At 68.4% G+C, this 17644-nt stretch carries 15 protein-coding genes; 6 read left to right on the forward strand and 9 right to left on the reverse strand.

All coding sequences use genetic code 11. The features are described 5' to 3' along the window. Window positions 1-38: 38 nt before the first annotated feature. Entirely contained in the window at window positions 39-2003 is a 1965-nt protein-coding gene (locus LXB15_RS16555) for an acetoacetate--CoA ligase (RefSeq protein ID WP_370640123.1), read from the reverse strand. Between LXB15_RS16555 and LXB15_RS16560 the strand changes: the two genes are divergently transcribed. Both LXB15_RS16560 and LXB15_RS16565 read left to right on the forward strand, forming a co-directional pair. Further along, the gene (locus LXB15_RS16560) at window positions 1993-3969 is read left to right on the forward strand and encodes an AsmA-like C-terminal region-containing protein (protein WP_233949490.1); all 1977 of its coding nucleotides are present in this window, start codon (window positions 1993-1995) and stop codon (window positions 3967-3969) included. The genes LXB15_RS16555 and LXB15_RS16560 overlap by 11 nt on opposite strands. Window positions 3970-4035: 66 nt before the next feature. Then, the gene (locus LXB15_RS16565; RefSeq protein WP_233949491.1) at window positions 4036-5139 is read left to right on the forward strand and encodes a hypothetical protein; all 1104 of its coding nucleotides are present in this window, start codon (window positions 4036-4038) and stop codon (window positions 5137-5139) included. Window positions 5140-5160: 21 nt separating this feature from the next. Here the strand turns inward: LXB15_RS16565 and LXB15_RS16570 are convergent, their stop codons facing one another. From LXB15_RS16570 to LXB15_RS16605, 8 genes are all read right to left on the reverse strand, one after another. Further along, window positions 5161-5982, reverse strand: a complete 822-nt coding sequence (locus LXB15_RS16570; protein WP_233949492.1) for an ABC transporter permease — start codon at window positions 5980-5982, stop codon at window positions 5161-5163. Then, window positions 5979-6878, reverse strand: a complete 900-nt coding sequence (locus LXB15_RS16575) for an ABC transporter permease subunit (RefSeq protein ID WP_233949493.1) — start codon at window positions 6876-6878, stop codon at window positions 5979-5981. The genes LXB15_RS16570 and LXB15_RS16575 overlap by 4 nt, the downstream gene beginning before the upstream one ends. Before the next feature lie 16 nt (window positions 6879-6894). Next, window positions 6895-8037 (reverse strand): ABC transporter ATP-binding protein, encoded by a 1143-nt coding sequence (locus tag LXB15_RS16580; RefSeq protein ID WP_233949494.1) that lies wholly within the window; start codon window positions 8035-8037, stop codon window positions 6895-6897. 70 nt (window positions 8038-8107) lie between these two features. Further along, window positions 8108-9202 carry a polyamine ABC transporter substrate-binding protein gene (locus LXB15_RS16585; protein WP_233949495.1) on the reverse strand — a complete coding sequence of 365 codons (1095 nt, stop codon included), beginning with the start codon at window positions 9200-9202 and terminating at the stop codon, window positions 8108-8110. Between the two features lie 146 nt (window positions 9203-9348). Beyond that, window positions 9349-9861: a GNAT family N-acetyltransferase gene (locus LXB15_RS16590; RefSeq protein ID WP_233949496.1), complete on the reverse strand. Its 513-nt coding sequence runs from the start codon at window positions 9859-9861 to the stop codon at window positions 9349-9351. Window positions 9862-9881: 20 nt separating this feature from the next. After that, window positions 9882-10676 (reverse strand): aspartyl/asparaginyl beta-hydroxylase domain-containing protein, encoded by a 795-nt coding sequence (locus tag LXB15_RS16595; RefSeq protein WP_233949497.1) that lies wholly within the window; start codon window positions 10674-10676, stop codon window positions 9882-9884. A 119-nt stretch (window positions 10677-10795) separates the two neighbouring features. Further along, window positions 10796-12217, reverse strand: coding sequence for a helix-turn-helix transcriptional regulator (locus LXB15_RS16600; RefSeq protein ID WP_233949498.1), 1422 nt, complete (start codon window positions 12215-12217; stop codon window positions 10796-10798). A gap of 73 nt (window positions 12218-12290) precedes the next feature. Then, window positions 12291-12452 carry a hypothetical protein gene (locus LXB15_RS16605; RefSeq protein WP_233949499.1) on the reverse strand — a complete coding sequence of 54 codons (162 nt, stop codon included), beginning with the start codon at window positions 12450-12452 and terminating at the stop codon, window positions 12291-12293. 357 nt (window positions 12453-12809) lie between these two features. On the opposite strand from LXB15_RS16605, the gene aceA reads away from it, so the two are divergent. The 4 genes from aceA (at window position 12810) to LXB15_RS16625 (ending at window position 17410) form a co-directional block, all read left to right on the forward strand. After that, the gene (gene aceA / locus LXB15_RS16610; RefSeq protein WP_233949500.1) at window positions 12810-14114 is read left to right on the forward strand and encodes an isocitrate lyase; all 1305 of its coding nucleotides are present in this window, start codon (window positions 12810-12812) and stop codon (window positions 14112-14114) included. Between the two features lie 69 nt (window positions 14115-14183). Further along, a complete protein-coding gene (locus LXB15_RS16615) occupies window positions 14184-14447 on the forward strand; it encodes a hypothetical protein (RefSeq protein WP_233949501.1) in 264 nt (87 codons plus the stop codon). 241 nt (window positions 14448-14688) lie between these two features. After that, the gene (locus tag LXB15_RS16620) at window positions 14689-16119 is read left to right on the forward strand and encodes a glutamine synthetase family protein (RefSeq protein ID WP_233949502.1); all 1431 of its coding nucleotides are present in this window, start codon (window positions 14689-14691) and stop codon (window positions 16117-16119) included. 4 nt (window positions 16120-16123) lie between these two features. After that, window positions 16124-17410, forward strand: a complete 1287-nt coding sequence (locus LXB15_RS16625) for an FAD-binding oxidoreductase (RefSeq protein WP_233949503.1) — start codon at window positions 16124-16126, stop codon at window positions 17408-17410. Window positions 17411-17644 lie beyond the last annotated feature (234 nt).

Consider the following 17644-nt stretch of genomic DNA (forward strand, 5'->3'; position numbering starts at 1 on the left):
TTCGTCCTGGCGAACGCCCCGCGCGACGCGGCGGCGCGTCAACTCTGCAGTTCGACGCGGCCGGCGAACAGCGCCAAAGCCTCGGGATTGGCAAGCGCTTCCTTGTTGCGGACCGGCCGGCCCTCGACCACTTCGCGCACCGCGAGTTCCACGATCTTGCCGGACTTGGTGCGCGGAATGTCGGCGACCGGGAGGATCTTGGCCGGCACGTGCCGCGGCGAGGCGCCCTGGCGGATTGCCATCTTGATGCGGCCGGCGAGATCCTCGGTGAGGTCGACGCCGTCAGCCAGCCGCACGAACAGGACGACGCGGACATCGTCGTCCCAGGGCTGGCCGATGCAGATCGCCTCGACCACCTCGTCCATCTGCTCGACGATGTTGTAGATTTCGGCGGTGCCGATCCGCACGCCCTGCGGGTTCAGCGTCGCATCCGAGCGACCGTGGATGACGATGCCGCCGTGCTCGGTCCATTCGGCGAAGTCGCCGTGGCACCACACGCCCGGGAACTGCTCGAAATAGGCGCTCCGATAGCGCTCGCCGGAGGGGTCGTTCCAGAAGCCGATAGGCATCGAGGGGAACGCCCTGGTGCAGACGAGGTCGCCCTTGCCCGCGGCGAGCGGGCGGCCGTTGTCGTCCCACACCTCCACCGCCATGCCGAGGCCGGGGCCCTGGATCTCCCCGACATAGACGGGGCGCAGCGGCACGCCGAGCACGAAGCAGGAGACGATGTCGGTGCCGCCGGACATCGAGGCCAGATGGACGTCCGGCTTGATCGCCGCATAGACATATTCGAAGCTTTCGGGCGACAGCGGCGAGCCGGTGGAGCCCAGCATCTCCAGGGCGGAGAGATCATGGGTGACGCGGGGCTCGAGCCCCTGCTTGCGCGCGGCGTCGATGAACTTGGCGCTGGTGCCGAGGAACGTCGCCCGCTCCCTCGCCATGTAGTCGAAGATCACCGACGGGCGCGGATGGAAGGGCGAGCCGTCATAGAGCAGTAGCGTCGCCCCCGTCGCCAGCGCCGAGACGAGCCAGTTCCACATCATCCAGCCGCAGGTGGTGAAGTAGAAGACCCGCGCGTCCGGCCCGAAGCCGCAATGCAGGCGGTGTTCCTTCAGATGTTGCAGCAGCGTGCCGCCGGCCGAATGCACGATGCATTTCGGCACGCCGGTCGTGCCGGACGAGAACAGGATGTAGAGCGGGTGCGCGAAGGCCAGCCGCTCGTATTCGATCGCGCCGGGGGCAAAGGGTGCCAGGAAATCGTCCATGGCGATGCCGTTGGTGACCGTCTGCGCCACCGCCGCGGCGTTCTCCAGATACGGCACGACGATGGTCCGCCGAGGCGCCAGGCTGGCGCTGATCGGGCCGAGCTTGTCGGCGATCTCGATGCGCTTGCCGGCGTAATGGTAGCCGTCGCAGCAGATCAGCAGCTTCGGCTCGATCTGGCCGAAACGGTCGAGCACGCCGCGTTCGCCGAAATCCGGCGAGCAGGACGACCAGACCGCGCCGATGGACGCCGCGGCGAGCATCGCGGCGACGGTCTCCGGCAGGTTCGGCATCATCGCGGCGATCCGGTCGCCGGCGACCACACCCTCGGCGCGGAAGGCCTGCTGGAAGCAGGAGACGAGATGGGTCAGCTCGCGCCACGACAATCGGCGGTTGACCGCCTCCTCGCCGCTGAAGACGATCGCGTCGCGGTCGGGCGAGCCCTGCCCCGCGTGGGCAAGCAGGTTTTCGGCGAAGTTGAGCCGGGCCTCGGGGAAGAAGCGGTCGTCCCGCATCGTGGCGCCGGGCGCAAGGGCGGTGGCGCCGCGTTCGCCGACGACGCCGCAGAAATCCCACACATGCTCCCAGAACGCGTCACGGCGATCGACGGACCAGCCGTGCAGCGCATCGTAGTCCGGCAGGCTTGCGCCATACCGCTCCCCCGCTCCGGCGGCGAAAGCGGTCATCGGGTGCCGCGCCATCCGCGCCGCGTCCGGTGCCCACAGCAGCTTGCCGCCCATCCTCGTCCCTCCCTGCGCCTATGCCTTGCTGGTGCCATACGGGGTTTGCATTGGCAACGTCCGGAGCGCGCCGCTCCCGCCGGCGGCGGAGGTTTGCCCGGGCTTTGCTTCTGCAGCCCGGACGACTACAAAAAGGCGTGCTGAAGAAGGATGTTTCGTGACGCGGCCCTTCCCCCGAGACAGGCTCGAAGGAGCGGCCCGCGCCCTTGCGAGACAGCGCGTGCGCGTGGCGCTCGCGCTGGGCGTCCTCGTTTTCGTCATCGCCGCCGTCCTGCTGCCCCGGCTTTCGCTGGGGTCCGACGAGGCGCGGCGGATGCTGGTGGGCGAACTGCAGCGCAGCGTCGGCGGAACCGTCCTCATCGACGGGCCGGTGAGCTTTTCGCTGCTGCCCAAGACCCGGATCAGCGCCGACCGCCTGCGCATGGACGGCGCTGGGACGTTGCGGATCGAGCGCGTCGTCGCCGACCTCGATCCCGTCGACGCCCTGTTCGGCAAGGCCAGCATCTCCCGCCTGGTGCTGATCCGGCCCGAGTATCATTCGGCTCCCGCGACCAAGGCGGCCGCTCCTGATCCGGTGCAGCCGGCGGAGGGCCCCCGTGCCACGGCGGAGCGGCTGCTGGCGCAGCTGCCGCATGCGCGCACCGTCGACATCCGCCAGGGCGTGTTCCGGAGCGGTCGCGGTGGGGGCCGGCCGTCCGGCCTCAGCAACGCCAACATCGTCATCAACCGCAGCGCCGTGGGCGACGGCCTCGACGCATCGGGATCCTTCGTCTGGAACGGCGACACGACGACGGTGCGCATCACGCTGGGTTCGAAGACGGCGCTGATGAACGGCGGCTCCAGCAGCGTCGATCTCGAGATGACCTCGCCGACGCTCGACGCGAGCTTCGACGGCGACGCGAGCCTCGATCGCAACGGCGGCATCACGGGCCGCGTCAGGCTGGAAAGTCCCTCGCTCAGCCGCAGCATCGAGTGGCTCGCCAACCCGGGTGCGGCGGTGCCCGATGTCGGCGCCGTCTCGGTCGCCGGTGATCTGGTGTTTGCCGGGGTCGATGCGAGTCTGCAGAATGCCGACGTGCGTATCGCCGGCAGCAGCGGCCGCGGCGCACTCGAGGCGCGCATCCTCGGCGACAGACCGACCGTGGGTGGCACGCTGGCCTTCGGGACCCTCGATCTCACGCCGCTGGTGCGTTCCCTCGCGCCGCTGCCCAACGATCCCTTCGACCTCGCCCGCCACATCGATGTCGGCTTCTCGCACGAGATCGGTCTCGACCTTCGGCTGTCGGCGGAACGCGCGACGCTCGGCGCGCTGGCGGCCAGCGATGTGGCGGCGGCGCTGCTCGTCGCCGACGGCAAGGCGACGATCGACGTCAACGACGCCGTCCTGCTGGGCGGGCATGGCCAGGCGAGCATCGTGGTCGATGCCAACCAGGCCCCGCCGCAGGCGAGCGGCCATCTGGCCCTGGCGGGCGTCGACACGCCGTCGCTGTTTGCCGCGCTCGACGTCGATGTCGTGGGCGTCAGCGGCCGGTCGGACATTTCCGCAGACATGACCGCGCCGGTCACCGACTGGGGCTCGATCGTGCGCAACATCCAGTTCGACACGAGGGTGACGACGCGGAACGGCGTCCTCACCGGCTTCGACCCCGACGTGTTCCGCCGGCCGGGGGCGCGGGCCCTGATCGAGAGCACGTCGGGCGCGACCGTGCCCTTCGCCGAGCTGGAAGCACGTTTGGTCTCGTTCGGGCCACGGATCCACCTGCGCGAGTTCGTCCTCGCCGGCAGCGCCGGAACCGTGCGGGCGGCGGGCGTGATGTCGGTCCTGACCCGCGAATTGCGGATCCGCGGAACCTTCGACACCGCCGCTTCGATGACGGCGTCGACAACCGGCGAGTTCACCACATCGAAACCAGTCGCATTCACGATGGCAGGTCACTGGCCCAACCCGGACGTGACATCGCGCTAGAGACCCGGTCACCCCGTTCGGGGCTCGCCCGGCGATGGCGCGTCCGGCCATCCACGGATGCCCCGCATGACGATGTCCGCCCGAGTGCCCGCCCTCGCCGCCCTGTCGGCGCTGATGCTCTCGCTCGCCCCTGCCGTCGCCGCCGAGCCGGCCTGCCCCGCCCGCTACCACGCGGCGCTATCGGCCATCGAGGCCGATGAATACGCGGCGCTGAAAGCTGCCCGCAGCGTCGCCTTCAGGGGCGACGACGCCATGCCCGGGCGCTTCCTCTTCACGCCGCCGGCCATGCCGCGCAGCCGCGAGGAGATGGCCGCGCTGAAGGAAGCCAATGGCCTCGCCCGCGGACACGGGCGGCCGGCCTGGCGGGCAAGCGCCGATCTCAGCTGGCTGGCGGACAGGGTGACCACCGAACTCGGCGACTATCTCTCCCAGGACCAGACGCCGTTTCTCTGCGACGGCGTCGCCGACTATCTCGGCCTGCTGCGGGAGCAGGTCGCCCGGGTCGGGGGCGACGCGGCGGAGGGCGACAGGCTGGTTTCGGTGCAGACGGCGGCGGCCCGCCAGGCGATCCGCGCCGCCGTCGCGGCCGCGCGTCCGGCGCCCCTGCCCCGATTCGCGCCGCCGTTGCGTAGCCTGCTGCTGTCGATCGTCGACTTCCGGCCGGCCCGCGGCCTGGAACGCAGCGCCACGCTCGACCCGATGCCGACCCATTCCACCGAGAAGGATTTCCAGGGCCCCCGCATCGACCCCGATCTGCCGCCGCTGGCGATGGTCGCGCCGTTACCGCTCGCCACCGATGCGGACCGGCTCGCTGCCGTGGACCGGCTGATCGACATCGCGGAGCGGCGCAAGCTGCTGGCGAGCGGACCTGGCGAGGCGACGGCCAATACGGCGCAGGCGCCAGGCGATTCCGCGTCGCGCCCGGTGCTGACGCGGCTCGCGGCGCTGCAGCCTGCCCTCGCAGCAGCCAAGGGTCCGGCGATCGAGGCGCCCACCCGTCGCGCGCTGCTCGCCGCCTTGTCGGCGATCGAGGCGCTGGACTATTTGGCGCACCGGCCGGCCCCGGGCGAGGACCCAATGCTGGCAGCGATCGAGCGCACCTTCGCGGCGATCGAGGCGGCCCATGCCGCCGCCTGCGACTGCGCCGAACGCACCGCCGCCCGTCGATAGAGGGCTAGCGTCGCGGCGCGATCAGTCGCCCGCCGCGGCCAGCCGTTCGTCGCGCTGCCTGACGAAGGCGCTGCGCTTGTTGGCGAGCGCCGCGAGGATCACGCCCAGCGTCACGATGGCGATCAGGATGGTGCAGACGGCGTTGATCTCCGGCGTCACGCCCAGCCGCACCTGGCTGTAGATCTTCATCGGCAGGGTGGTCGCGCCCGGCCCGGAGGTGAAGCTGGCGATGACCAGATCGTCCAGCGACAGGGTGAAGGCGAGCATCCAGCCGGCGAACACCGCCGGCCAGATCATCGGCAGGGTGATCGACAGGAAGGTGCGCGCGGGCGTCGCACCGAGATCCATCGCGGCCTCTTCCAGCGACCGGTCGATCGAGACCAGCCGCGACTGCACGACGACGGCGACGAAGCACATCGAGAAGGTGATGTGCGCGAGCGTCACGGTCCAGAAGCCGCGGTTGAAGTCGATGGCGACGAACAGCAGCAGCAGCGACAGGCCGGTGATCACCTCCGGCATGACCAGCGGCGCGAAGACCATGCCGGTGAACAGCATGCGGCCGCGGAAGCTGGTGTAGCGGGTCAGCGCCAGCGCGGCGAGCGTGCCGAGCACGGTGGCGACGGTCGCCGACAGCAGCCCGACGCGGATCGTCACCCAGGCCGCGTCCATCAGGCCCTGGTTGTCGAACAGCTGCACGTACCAGTGGATCGAGAAGCCGGTCCATACCGTCACCAGCCGCGACTCGTTGAACGAGTAGATGATCAGCAGCACGATCGGCAGATAGAGGAACGTGAAGCCGACGACGACCGAGGCGACGTTGAAGCCGGACCAGCGGCGGGTCACGCGGCATTCTCCTGGCGAGCCTGGACGCGCTGGAAGATCATGATCGGCACGACCAGCAGCAGCAGCAGCACGATGGCGACGGCGGAGGAGACCGGCCAGTCGCGGTTGTTGAAGAACTCCAGCCAGAGCGTCTTGCCGATCATCAGCGTCCGCGAGCCGCCGAGCAGGTCGGGGATGACGAATTCACCGACCGCCGGGATGAAGACCAGGAAGCAGCCGGCGAGGACGCCGGGCAGCGACAGCGGGAAGGTGATCGTCCAGAACGCCTTGGCCGGTGTCGAGCCGAGGTCGGCGGCCGCCTCCAGCAGCGTGTCGTCCATCTTTTCCAGACTGGCGTAGATCGGCAGCACCATGAACGGCAGGTAGGAATAGACGATGCCGATGAAGATCGCCGTGTGCGTGTTGGTGATGAGCAGCGGCGTGTCGATCACGCCGAGGAACAGCAGGAACTGGTTGAGCAGCCCCTCCGGCTTGAGGATGCCGATCCAGGCGTAGACCCGGATCAGGAAGCTCGTCCAGAACGGCAGGATGACCAGCATCACCAGCAGCGGCCTCAGGCCGAGCGGCGCGCGCGCCATGCCGTAGGCCAGCGGATAGCCGATCAGCAGCGCCAGGAAGGTCGAGATGCCGGCGATGATCAGGCTGGAGATGTAGGCGTTGATGTAGAGCGCGTCATCGACGATCCAGCGGTAGTTGTCGAAGGTGAACTGGCCAAGCGAGTCCAGCCAGGTCGACGGGTCGCCGAAAGTGGGCGTGTAGGGCGGGATCGCCGTCGCGATGTTCGAGACCGAGATCTTGAAGACGATCAGGAACGGCACGAGGAAGAGCGCCGCCAGCCACAGATAGGGCACGGCGATGACGACGCGCTTGAACAGGCTGGATCTTGCTGCTGCCATCGCCGCGCTCCCGTCCCTAGCGGTTGAGGACGAGGCCGGCGTCGGCATCGAACGCGACATAGGCGCGTTCGTGCCAGGTCAGCTGCAGCGGGCTGACCCTTTGCCGGTTGATCATCGAGACGCGAACGATCTGGCCGTTGTCGAGCCGGATGTGGAACGAGGTCATGTCGCCGAAATAGGCGATTTCCCAGACTTCGCCGGAAAACACGTTGGTGCCCTCGATCGGCTCGGCGGAGATCCGCAGCTTCTCCGGCCGCACGGCGTACCAGGCGGTTTCGCCGATCTCGACCGGTGCCGTCGAGGCGACCACAAGTTCGCCGCCCTCGGGAGCCTGCAGCACGATCCGCTCGGCGTCCTTGCGGACGACCTTGCCCTCGAAGAGGTTCACGCTGCCGACGAAATCGGCGACGAAGCGCGAGGCCGGCGCCTCGTAGATTTCCGGCGGCGTCGCCAGCTGGACGATCTGGCCCTTTTCCATGATGGCGATGCGGTCCGCCATGGTCATCGCCTCCTCCTGGTCGTGGGTGACGACGATGAAGGTCATGCCGAGCTCGTACTGCAGGTCGGTCAGCTCGAACTGGGTCTCCTCGCGCAGCTTCTTGTCCAGCGCGCCGAGCGGCTCGTCGAGCAGCAGCACTTTCGGCCGCTTGGCCAGCGAGCGGGCGAGCGCCACGCGCTGGCGCTGGCCGCCGGACAGCTGGTGCGGCTTGCGGCGGGCGAAGGGCTCGAGTTTGACCAGCTTCAGCACCTCGGCGATGCGGTCGGCCCGCTCGCCCTTGCCCATCCCCTCCTGCTTCAGGCCGAAGGCGATGTTGTTCTCGACGCTCATGTGCGGGAACAGCGCGTAGCTCTGGAACATCATGTTCACCGGCCGCCGGTAAGGCGGCGTTCCGGTGAGGTCCTCGCCGTCGAGGACGATGCGGCCCCTGGTCGGCGTCTCGAAGCCGGCGAGCATGCGCAGCAGCGTGGACTTGCCGCAGCCGGACGCTCCGAGGAGCGCGAAGAACTCGCGCCGGTAGATCGACAGGGTCAGGTCGTCGACGGCGGTGAAGTTGCCGAAGTCCTTGGTGACGCCGTCGAACTCGATATAGGGCTGCTGGCTCGGGTCGGCCCAGGGCGCAAAGCTCTTGCGGATGCTGCCAAGCGACTGCGCCTTCATCGTGGGGGATGCCTCCGCCAAATGTTGCCGGAAACCGGGGCGTCGCCGCCCCGGCTTTCGTCGATGCCGGTCACTGGCCGGTGACGACGCGGGTCCAGAGCCGGGTCTGCAGGCGCTGGGCGGCGGGATCCTTCGGATCGATGGCGTAGAGCCGCTCGCGGGTTTCCTCCGGCGGGTAAACGGCCGGATCCTCGAGAATGTCCTTGTTGACGAACTCCTTCGAGGCGGCGTTGCCGTTGGCGTAGTTCACGTAGTTGGTCGCCTTGGCGATGACCTCGGGCCGCATGATGTAGTTGAGGAATTCGTGCGCTTCCTCGACATTCGGCGCGTCGGCAGGGATCGCCATGTTGTCGAGCCAGGTCACCGCGCCCTCCTTCGGGATCACGTACCTGATCTCGACTCCCTGCCCGGCCTCGGCGGCGCGATCGCGCGCCTGCAGGATGTCGCCCGACCAGCCCAGCGCCATGCAGATGTCGCCGTTGGCGAGCGCCTCGATATATTCGGACGAGTGGAACTTGCGGACATAGGGGCGGATCGACAGCAGCAGTTCCTGCGCCTTGTCGAGATCCTCCCGCTCGTCCGAATTCGGGTCGAGACCGAGATAGTTCAGTGCTGCCGGCACCACTTCCTCGGGCGTGTTGAGCACGTAGATCCCGCAATCGGCGAGCTTGGCGGCGGTCTCAGGGTCGAACAGGAGGTCGAACGTGTCGAGCTTGGCATCCTCGCCGAGCCGCTCCTTGACCATCGCGACATTCAGCCCGAGCCCGGTCGTGCCCCACATGTAGTTGATCGCGTGCTTGTTTTCCGGATCGTAGCGGGCCAGGCGCTCCATCACCTGCGGGTCGAGATTGTCCCAGTTGGTGAGCTTGGACTTGTCGAGCGGCTGGAAGACGCCGGCCTTGATCTGGCGGGCGAGGAAGGTGCCGGTCGGCACCACGATGTCGTAGCCGGTGCCGCCGGCCAGCAGCTTGGTCTCGACGATCTCGTTGGAGTCGAACACGTCGTAGACGACGCGGATGCCGGTCTCCTTGGTGAAGTCGGCGAGGATCGATTGGTCGATGTAGTCCGACCAGTTGTAGACGTTGACGACCCGTTCCTGGGCGCTGGCCGGCGTGATGGCGAAGGCGAAGGCCGCGATGGCCGCCCCGAAAAGATAATGCTTCATCGACGAAGCCCCCTGTTTGCGGTGAACCGTTCGGGCCGCCAGGGTGGCCGCCCACCTGCAGATTGTGGTGCAGCGACCATAAGGGCATCGGCACGGGGATTTCCAGCCCCCCGATTGATGACGTTTGCACAACGACGGAGCACTGCTCACCGCGGCGCCATCCGCACCATGTAGCGAGCGTCGCCGCCATAGGAGGCAAGCGCGCCGGGCGCCAATCCCCCGCCCGCCTCGGCGAAGCCGTATCGCGACCAGAACGGCGTGGTGGCATGGACCGACACCAGCGCCGCGCAGCGATAGGCATCCGCCTGTTCCAGCAGTTGCTCGACGGCGCCTGCGGCGAAGCCGTGGCCGCGGGCCTCCGGCGCGACCGCCACGTCGTGGATGTAGAAGCAGTCGGCCGGCTGCGGCAGCGCGCCGAGCGGCGTGTCGAGCTTCGGCGGCGGGCCCTTGGTCCAGGGATGGCCGACGGCATAGCCGAGGCAGCCGCCCTCGGCGTCGGCGAGCACCAGGCAGCCCTGCGGATAGAGCCGGAGCCGGTCGGCGAAGATCGCGACGTCCTCCGGCAGCGACGGGTGGATCCGATCAGCGAGTTCGGCGACGCCGGGCAGATCGGCGCTGGTCATCGGCCGCCACTGCAGACTGTCCATGCGCATCGTCATCGGACCGGCGCTCCTCTCGCCTAGCGGTGCTTGGTGCCCTCGCCGTAGAACAGCTTTTCCCAGGCCTTGTGGGCCTTGTAGCCCTCGCGGATGAAGGGGGTGAACACCGCCAGGTTCAGCACCGCCTTGTTGGTCAGGCTGGCCGGAAAGTTCAGCGGCTTCTCGAAATCGACGAACAGCACCACCCGCACCTCGTCCGAGTGGTTCCAGGCCTCGTGCTCGTAGGCATCGTCGAAGATCAGCGCCTTGCCTTCCTGCCAGTGGCAGGTCTGGTCGTCGACCCGGATGCCGACCTTTTCGGGCTGGTCGGGGACGATCAGGCCGAGGTGGAAGCGCAGCACGCCGTTATAGGGGCCGCGATGCGGCGGCAGGTGCTTGCCCGGCTCGAAGATCGAGAACATCGCCGACTTGAGGCCGGGGATCTTCTGCAGGATGCGCCAGGTCTCGGGGCACTGGCGGATCGCCTCCTCCGACTTGATGCCGTAGCCGCAGAGGAAGAACGTCTTCCAGTTCTGGTCGGACGAGATCGAGCGCACCTCCGAGGAGATCTCGTGGAACGCCGGCAGTTCGCCCTTGCGCACCAGCACCTTGTCGAGCTCGGCGCGGATCAGCCGCCATTCGGCCTCGACCTCGCGGGCCCAGGGAAAGGCGTCGGTGGGGAACACCGGCGGATTGCCGACGGCGGAGTGGCGGAGATTGAGCTTCTCGGCGCCGTCGACGAGGCGCTGGACCGAGCGGGCGACGAAGCCGTCCCGGGTGAGCGTGTCCTCTAGTCCTTCGGTCTTCAGTTTCTGCTGGCTGACGGGCTTGTTCATGGCTTCACTTCACCTGGCATCCGAAGGTCGCGCAGCGACCGGCCTGAGCCAGTCCGCGTGCCGCCGACAGTACATGACGATTTTGCGACGATCGCCGTCGGGCGGATGTGGCTCCCCGCCTACTGGAAGTCAAACGCCGACAGGCCGGTGACCATCTCGTCGAGGCCGAGCGGGCGGGTCAGCGGCGGCTCGGCCCGGGCGAGGCACCCCTGGCGCTCGCAGAGCCGGCAGGCCGGGCCGATCCCGGTGGGGACCGGCGTCGCGCCGAGATGGCGGCCGTAGACGGTCTCGTCCTTGAAGCCGATGTCGCAGCCGAGCAGGATGGCGGTACGGCGCGGCCTTTCCTCGAATCCCGCCTGCAATCCCTCGAGCGTCCGGGCGACGAGCAGGAATTCCGCGCCGCCGGGCATCTGCGCCGCCTCGACGAGGATCTGGCCCGGCTGGGCGAAGGCAGCGTGGATCGGCAGCTTTGGGCAGTCGCCGCCGAAGCGCTGCACGGGAAAGCCTCGCGCGCCCGCACGGCGGAAGCGGTTGCCGGCATTGTCGACCTCGAGCAGGAAGAACGGCACGCCCGGCGCGGCCTGGCGCTGCAGCATGGTCAGCCGGTTGGCGGCCTGCTCGAACGAGACCTGGAAGCGGCCGCGAAGCACGTCGACGTCGTAGGCTGCCCGCTGGGCGGCGGCCTGGAACGCCGCATAGGGCATCATCAGCGCATGCGCCGCGTAGCGCAGCAGCTCGAAGCGGCCGAGCCGGCGCGCCTCGTCGCTGGAGAAGCCGAAGGTCGCGTTCTCGGCGGCGATCACGTCGCCGAAGGCGAGCAGGCAGGCCTCCATCGCGGTCTCGCGCAGGCGGTCGGCGGTGGCCAGCCGCTCCGACAGGAACAGCCGGCGCGAATGGCGGTCGAAGCGCCGGCGCCAGTTCGGCATGGTCTGCACCGGCAGCACCCGCACCGAGACGTCGTGCTCGCTGCGCAGCCAGGCCTTCAGCGCCGCCATCAGGTCGTCGCCCGGCGCCAGCGCCTGGTGAAAGCGCTCGGCGGCGGTCTCGATCGCGGGAAAATGGTTCGGCCGCGTCTCGAATATCTCGCGGACTTCGTCGATCGGCAGGCGCGTCCCGGCGAGCCGTGTCTCCCGCCCCTCGCGCGCGAGCAGCACCGAGAGGTCCGAGAGCCGCGCCTGCTGCTCGCGATAGGCGCGGTAGAGCTTGACGATCCCGGCGGCGGCATTGGGCGCGGCGTCCGCCACCTCGACCAGCTCCTGCTCGCCCGGCAGCTCGCCCGACAGCAGCGGGTCGGAGAACACCCCGCGCAGTTCCGCCAGCGCGTTCTGCTTCTCGCCGCCCTGCAGGTCGCTGAAATCCACCGTGTAGGTCCGCGACAGCTTCAGGATGAGCTGGACCGTCAGCGGACGCTGGTTGCGCTCGATGAGGTTGAGATAGGAGGGCGAGATGCCGAGCGCCTCGGCCATCGCGGTCTGGGTCAGGCCCAGACCGTTGCGGATCCGGCGGATGCGCGGACCGGCGAAGATCTTGTTCTCGGCCATCAGGGCCGGCCGTCGCGGACGGAGAGTGCCGGGACAGCCCGGCCCGGGCGGTCGCGGCGGAGCGCGTCCCGCCTCAGTGGGCGAGCGGCCCGCCGCCCTGCATGCGCCGCAAACACGCCGGTCCGGGACCGCGCATGTAATAGCGCTCCGGACGGTATGGCCGGCGCGATTCGTCGCGGATCAGTCCCAGCAGGCTCAGCACGGTACGCACGGCACGCATCGTTCGCTCCATCATCCATTCGCTCGTTCACCATCGACTGGGTGAACGTTCGCAGAAGGAGGTTTCGAATCATCGAAGCGGACGGCCAATTTATGTTGCGGAACGGGGCTTTAGCGAAAATTCGAACGACTGTGACGGAGCCGCCACACGAGCCGGAGTCGGGCTCGGCGTCCCGGCGATCCGAGGAAATTTCTATGACAAATGTGACAGACTGACAAGCGCAGCTTGTGAAGCCTTCGACAAGCCGACCCGATTTCGCCGCTCCATCGGGACTGCGCGGCTGGAAGGCGGTGCCCGGGGCTGCCATCGTCCCGTTCGAACGCTGTCGCAGAATGTCACTGCGGCGGAGACGAACCCAGAGGATCGCCTGCCATGACCGACTTTTACAATCTCGTCCCCTCGGCCCCCGAAGGCCGCTTCGACAACGTCACCCGCGACTACAGTGTCGAGGACGTGCAGCGGCTGCGCGGTTCCCTGCAGATTCGCTACACGCTGGCCGAGAATGGGGCGAACCGCCTCTGGCAGCTGATCCATTCGGAAGACTTCGTCAATTCGCTCGGCGCGATGACCGGCAACCAGGCGATGCAGCAGGTCCGCGCCGGACTGAAGGCGATCTACCTCTCCGGCTGGCAGGTCGCCGCCGACAGCAACACCGCCTCCTCGATGTATCCCGACCAGTCGCTCTATCCGGCCAATGCCGCGCCGGAGCTTTGCCGGCGCATCAACCGGACCCTGCAGCGCGCCGACCAGATCGAGCACGCCGAGGGCAAGATGTCGGTCGAGACCTGGTTCGCCCCGATCGTTGCCGATGCCGAGGCCGGCTTCGGCGGTCCGCTCAACGCCTTCGAGATCATGAAGGCGTTCATCGAGGCGGGCGCCGCGGGCGTGCATTTCGAGGACCAGTTGGCGTCGGAGAAGAAGTGCGGCCATCTCGGCGGCAAGGTGCTGATCCCGACCCAGGCGCATATCCGCAACCTCACCGCGGCACGCCTCGCGGCGGACGTGATGGGCGTGCCGTCGCTGGTGATCTGCCGCACCGATGCGGAAGCCGCCAAGCTGATCACCTCGGACATCGACGAGCGCGACCAGCCCTTCGTCGACTACGATTCCGGCCGCACGCCGGAAGGCTTCTACCGGGTGAAGAACGGGCTCGAGCCCTGCATCGCCCGGGCAATCGCCTGCGCCCCCTATTCCGACCTGATCTGGTGCGAGACCTCCAAGCCCGATCTCGAGCAGGCAAGGCGCTTCGCCGAGGCGGTGCGCAAGGAGCACCCGAACCAGCTGCTCGCCTATAACTGCTCGCCTTCCTTCAACTGGAAGAAGAACCTCGACGACGCGACGATCGCCAAGTTCCAGAAGGAACTCGGGGCGATGGGCTACAAGTTCCAGTTCATCACGCTCGCCGGCTTCCACCAGCTGAACCACGGCATGTTCGAGCTGGCGCGCGGCTACAAGGACCGGCAGATGGCCGCCTATTCGGAGCTGCAGGAGGCCGAGTTCGCCTCCGAGGCCGACGGCTACACCGCCACCAAGCACCAGCGCGAGGTCGGCACCGGCTATTTCGACGCGGTGTCGATGGCGATCACCGGCGGCCGGTCCTCGACCACCGCGATGGGCGAATCCACCGAGAGCGCGCAGTTCAAGGCCGGCGCGCCGATGAGCGAAGCGGCCGAATAGGCACGAAGCCCGGGACGGGCACCGCGCCCTGCCCCGGGATCGTTCGGCAGGAACAACGGGAGAGAAACGATGAGTGCCACGATCAGCCATAACGACGAGCGTCCGCGCACCCGGGTGAAGGAGCGCGCCGAGGAGCAGTCCTCGGCGATGGACGAGGCGCAGCAGGCGGCGATCCGCATGCTCGCCAACGACCTGCACCGGCTCAACCAGTCGGTGATGAAGGCGGTGGAATCCGGCGTCTCGGTCGAACTGGTGCGTTCCGCCCGCCATCACGGCGGCGACGGAAACTGGGGCGACCTGCTGATTCCGGTCGTGGTCAAGACCGGCGCCTGAGGCAGGCCCCCCGGCGACCGAGGGACAAACACCGGGCCGCGCATCCTCGCGGCCCGTTTCGCCTTCCCACGCCTTCCGTGGCCGGCTATGCTCGTGGCTGCCGAACGGCCCCGCGAAGGACTGCATGCCCGACACGACAAGGACGAAACCGCCCCGTTCCCCGGTTCCCGCGCGACTCGACCGTCGCGCCCCGCGCCCGAAAGGCAGCGGCAACGAGGCAAGCCCGATCAAAGGCGCGCCGATGCCCGTGAAGCGCGACATCGGCCATCTCAAGCTGTCGCCGGACGAGACCCGCGCCTTTCTGGAATCCAAGCGCGGCGTGCGCTCGATGCAGGAAGCCACCGAGTGGCTGGCCGCCCGCGACATCGAGGACCTCGAATGCATCACGCCGGATCTCGCCGGCGTCGCGCGCGGCAAGATGATGCCGGCGAAGAAGTTCGTCGGCGAGACCTCGCTGGCGCTGCCCTCGGCGCTGTTCATGCACACGATCTCCGGCGAGTATCCCGAGGAGAGCGGCGAGTTCCGCTATTCGCCGAACGACGGCGACCTGAAGCTGGTGCCGGACCTCTCCACCCTGGCGCTGGTGCCGTGGGAGAACGATCCGACGGCGCAGGTCATCTGCGACCTCGTCGACCAGTCCGGCGCCGCCGTCGGCTACACGCCGCGCAACGTTTTGAAGCGCGTCATGGCGCTCTACGAGAACCGCGGCTGGAAGCCGGTCGTCGCGCCGGAGATCGAGTTCTACCTCGTCTCCAAGAACGTCGACCCCGACTACCCGCTGGTGCCGCCGATCGGGCGCTCCGGCCGGCAGATCCAGAGCGGCCAGTCCTACTCGATCGGCGGCGTCAACGAGTTCGACGAGCTGATCGACGACATCTACGACTTCTCCGACCGGCAGGGCCTGGAGATCGACACGCTGATCCACGAGGAGGGCGCCGCCCAGCTCGAGATCAACCTGCGCCACGGCGACCCGCTGGAACTCGCCGATCAGGTGTTCATGTTCAAGCGCACGATCCGCGAGGCGGCGCTCGGCCAGGACATCTACGCGACCTTCATGGCCAAGCCGATCCAGGGCCAGCCGGGCTCGGCGATGCACATCCACCAGTCGGTCAACGACGCGCGCACCGGCCGCAACGTCTTCTCCAACGAGGACGGCACGCCCTCGGAGCTGTTCTTCCACTTCATCGGCGGCATGCAGCGCTACGTGCCGGCGGCGCTGATCATGATGGCGCCCTACGTCAACTCCTATCGCCGCCTGACCTACGGGATGAGCGCGCCGACCAACACGGCCTGGGGCTTCGACAACCGTACCACCGCCTTCCGCGTGCCGACCTCCGACCCGGCCGGCCGGCGGGTGGAGAACCGGCTGCCCTCCTCCGACGCCAATCCCTATCTCGCCATCGCGGCGTCGCTCGCCTGCGGCTATCTCGGCATGGTCTCCGGGCTGCGCCCGGACGAGCCAACCGACCAGACGGTCAACGAGGACGGCGGCATCTCGCTGCCGCGCGGCCTGCTCGAGGCGGTCGCCGCGTTCGAGGCGGAGACCGCCTTCCACGAGGTGTTCTCACGGTCCTTCGTCGGCACCTATGCCGGCATCAAGCGCGGCGAGCACGAGACCTTCATGCAGGTGATCAGCCCCTGGGAGCGCGAGTTCCTGCTGCTGCAGGTCTGATCGCTTGGCTCCCTACCAGTCCCCCATCGCGCCGGGACGCTCCTGGTACGAGGACAGCGTCGAGCGGCCGTCCTACCCGACGCTCGCCGAGAGCCTGTCGGTGGACGTCGTGGTGGTGGGCGGCGGCTTCACCGGCCTGTCCGCCGGCCTGCACCTGGCGCAGCGCGGGGTCCGGGTCGCGGTGCTCGAAGCCCACCGCTTCGGCGACGGCGCCTCCGGGCGCAATGGCGGCCAGATGGGCACCGGCCAGCGGCTGTGGCCGAAGGAGATCGAGGCCGATTACGGCTACGAGCGCTCCAGGGCGCTGTTCGACCTCGCCGAGGAGGCCAAGGCGCATCTCCTCGACTTCATCGCGACCAACGATCTCGACGTCGATCTCGGCCGTGGCCAGCTGAACGTCGTCCACAAGCGGCGCCACCTCGACGAATACCGGGCGGAGGTCGAGGACCTCGCTACACGCTACGATTATCCGCACGCGCATTTCATGGACGCGGCCGAGACCGCCGAGCGGCTCGGCTCGACCCGCTATTTCGGCGGCATCCGCGATACGGGCACGGCGCATCTCAACCCGATGAAGCTGGTCGTCGGCAGCGCCCGGGCCGCGGCCGCGGCCGGCGCCCTGCTGTTCGAGACGACGCGCGTCGCCAGCCTGGAGCGCCGCGGCGGCCGGATCGTCGCCCGCACCGCGGCCGGCGAGGTCACCGCCGACCGTGCGCTGATCGCCGTCAACGCCTACGGAACGGGTCTCAACGCGGATGTCGACGCGCATGTCATGCCGATCGGCTCGTTCATCGGCGCCACCGAGCCGCTGGACGATCCGGGCGCGATCCTTGCCGGCGGCGAGGCTTGCGCCGATTCCCGCTTCGTCGTCCGGTATTTCCGCAAGAGCGGCGACGGCCGCCTGCTGTTCGGCGGCCGCGAGGCCTACACTGCAGCGACCGGCGACATCACCCGCCACCTGCGCAAGCAGATCGCCGAGGTCTATCCGCAACTCGCGGGCGTCCGGCTGACCCACGCCTGGGGCGGGTCCGTCGGGATCACGATGGAGCGCCTGCCCTATGTGCGCGAGGTGGAGCCGGGGATCACGACCATCGGCGGCTATTCCGGCCACGGCGTGATGCTGGCGAATTTCGCCGGGCGGCTCTATGCCGACCGGGTAAGCGGCGGCAACCGCGACGGGCTCGCCGCATTCGAAGCCCTGCGGATCCCCGCCTTCCCCGGCGGTCGCCGGCTGCGCTCGCCGCTGCTGTTCCTCGCGATGACGTGGTTTTCCCTGCGGGACCGGCTCTAAGGTAGCGAGACTATTTTCGTTTCCGGCTAAACGATAACCGGCGCCGTCATGTCCGCTGACGCGACAAGCAACGGCTCGGACATGAAATCCCGCCCCGGGACTTTTCGCAGTCGTTTCAGTAGTTTCGAGAAGGTTGCAGGATGCAACGAGGCAGCGTCGGATTGCCGGCGTGCCTGGGGGCACTGGCGAATGCGCGTCGTCGGCCCCATCTACCTTGCCGCCGACCCCCTGGGC

Origin of the sequence: Aurantimonas sp. HBX-1, from assembly GCF_021391535.1 — a bacterium.
In the GTDB taxonomy this organism is placed as follows: Bacteria; Pseudomonadota; Alphaproteobacteria; order Rhizobiales; family Rhizobiaceae; genus Aurantimonas.

Coding starts and splice junctions, on each gene's coding strand:
- LXB15_RS16555 (WP_370640123.1), bottom strand. CDS start 2,003: ATGGGCGGCAAGCTGCTGTGGGCACCGGACGCGGCGCGGATGGCGCGG.
- LXB15_RS16565 (WP_233949491.1), top strand. CDS start 4,036: ATGACGATGTCCGCCCGAGTGCCCGCCCTCGCCGCCCTGTCGGCGCTG.
- LXB15_RS16575 (WP_233949493.1), bottom strand. CDS start 6,878: ATGGCAGCAGCAAGATCCAGCCTGTTCAAGCGCGTCGTCATCGCCGTG.
- LXB15_RS16580 (WP_233949494.1), bottom strand. CDS start 8,037: ATGAAGGCGCAGTCGCTTGGCAGCATCCGCAAGAGCTTTGCGCCCTGG.
- LXB15_RS16585 (WP_233949495.1), bottom strand. CDS start 9,202: ATGAAGCATTATCTTTTCGGGGCGGCCATCGCGGCCTTCGCCTTCGCC.
- LXB15_RS16590 (WP_233949496.1), bottom strand. CDS start 9,861: ATGACGATGCGCATGGACAGTCTGCAGTGGCGGCCGATGACCAGCGCC.
- LXB15_RS16595 (WP_233949497.1), bottom strand. CDS start 10,676: ATGAACAAGCCCGTCAGCCAGCAGAAACTGAAGACCGAAGGACTAGAG.
- LXB15_RS16600 (WP_233949498.1), bottom strand. CDS start 12,217: ATGGCCGAGAACAAGATCTTCGCCGGTCCGCGCATCCGCCGGATCCGC.
- LXB15_RS16605 (WP_233949499.1), bottom strand. CDS start 12,452: ATGATGGAGCGAACGATGCGTGCCGTGCGTACCGTGCTGAGCCTGCTG.
- aceA (WP_233949500.1), top strand. CDS start 12,810: ATGACCGACTTTTACAATCTCGTCCCCTCGGCCCCCGAAGGCCGCTTC.
- LXB15_RS16615 (WP_233949501.1), top strand. CDS start 14,184: ATGAGTGCCACGATCAGCCATAACGACGAGCGTCCGCGCACCCGGGTG.
- LXB15_RS16620 (WP_233949502.1), top strand. CDS start 14,689: ATGCCCGTGAAGCGCGACATCGGCCATCTCAAGCTGTCGCCGGACGAG.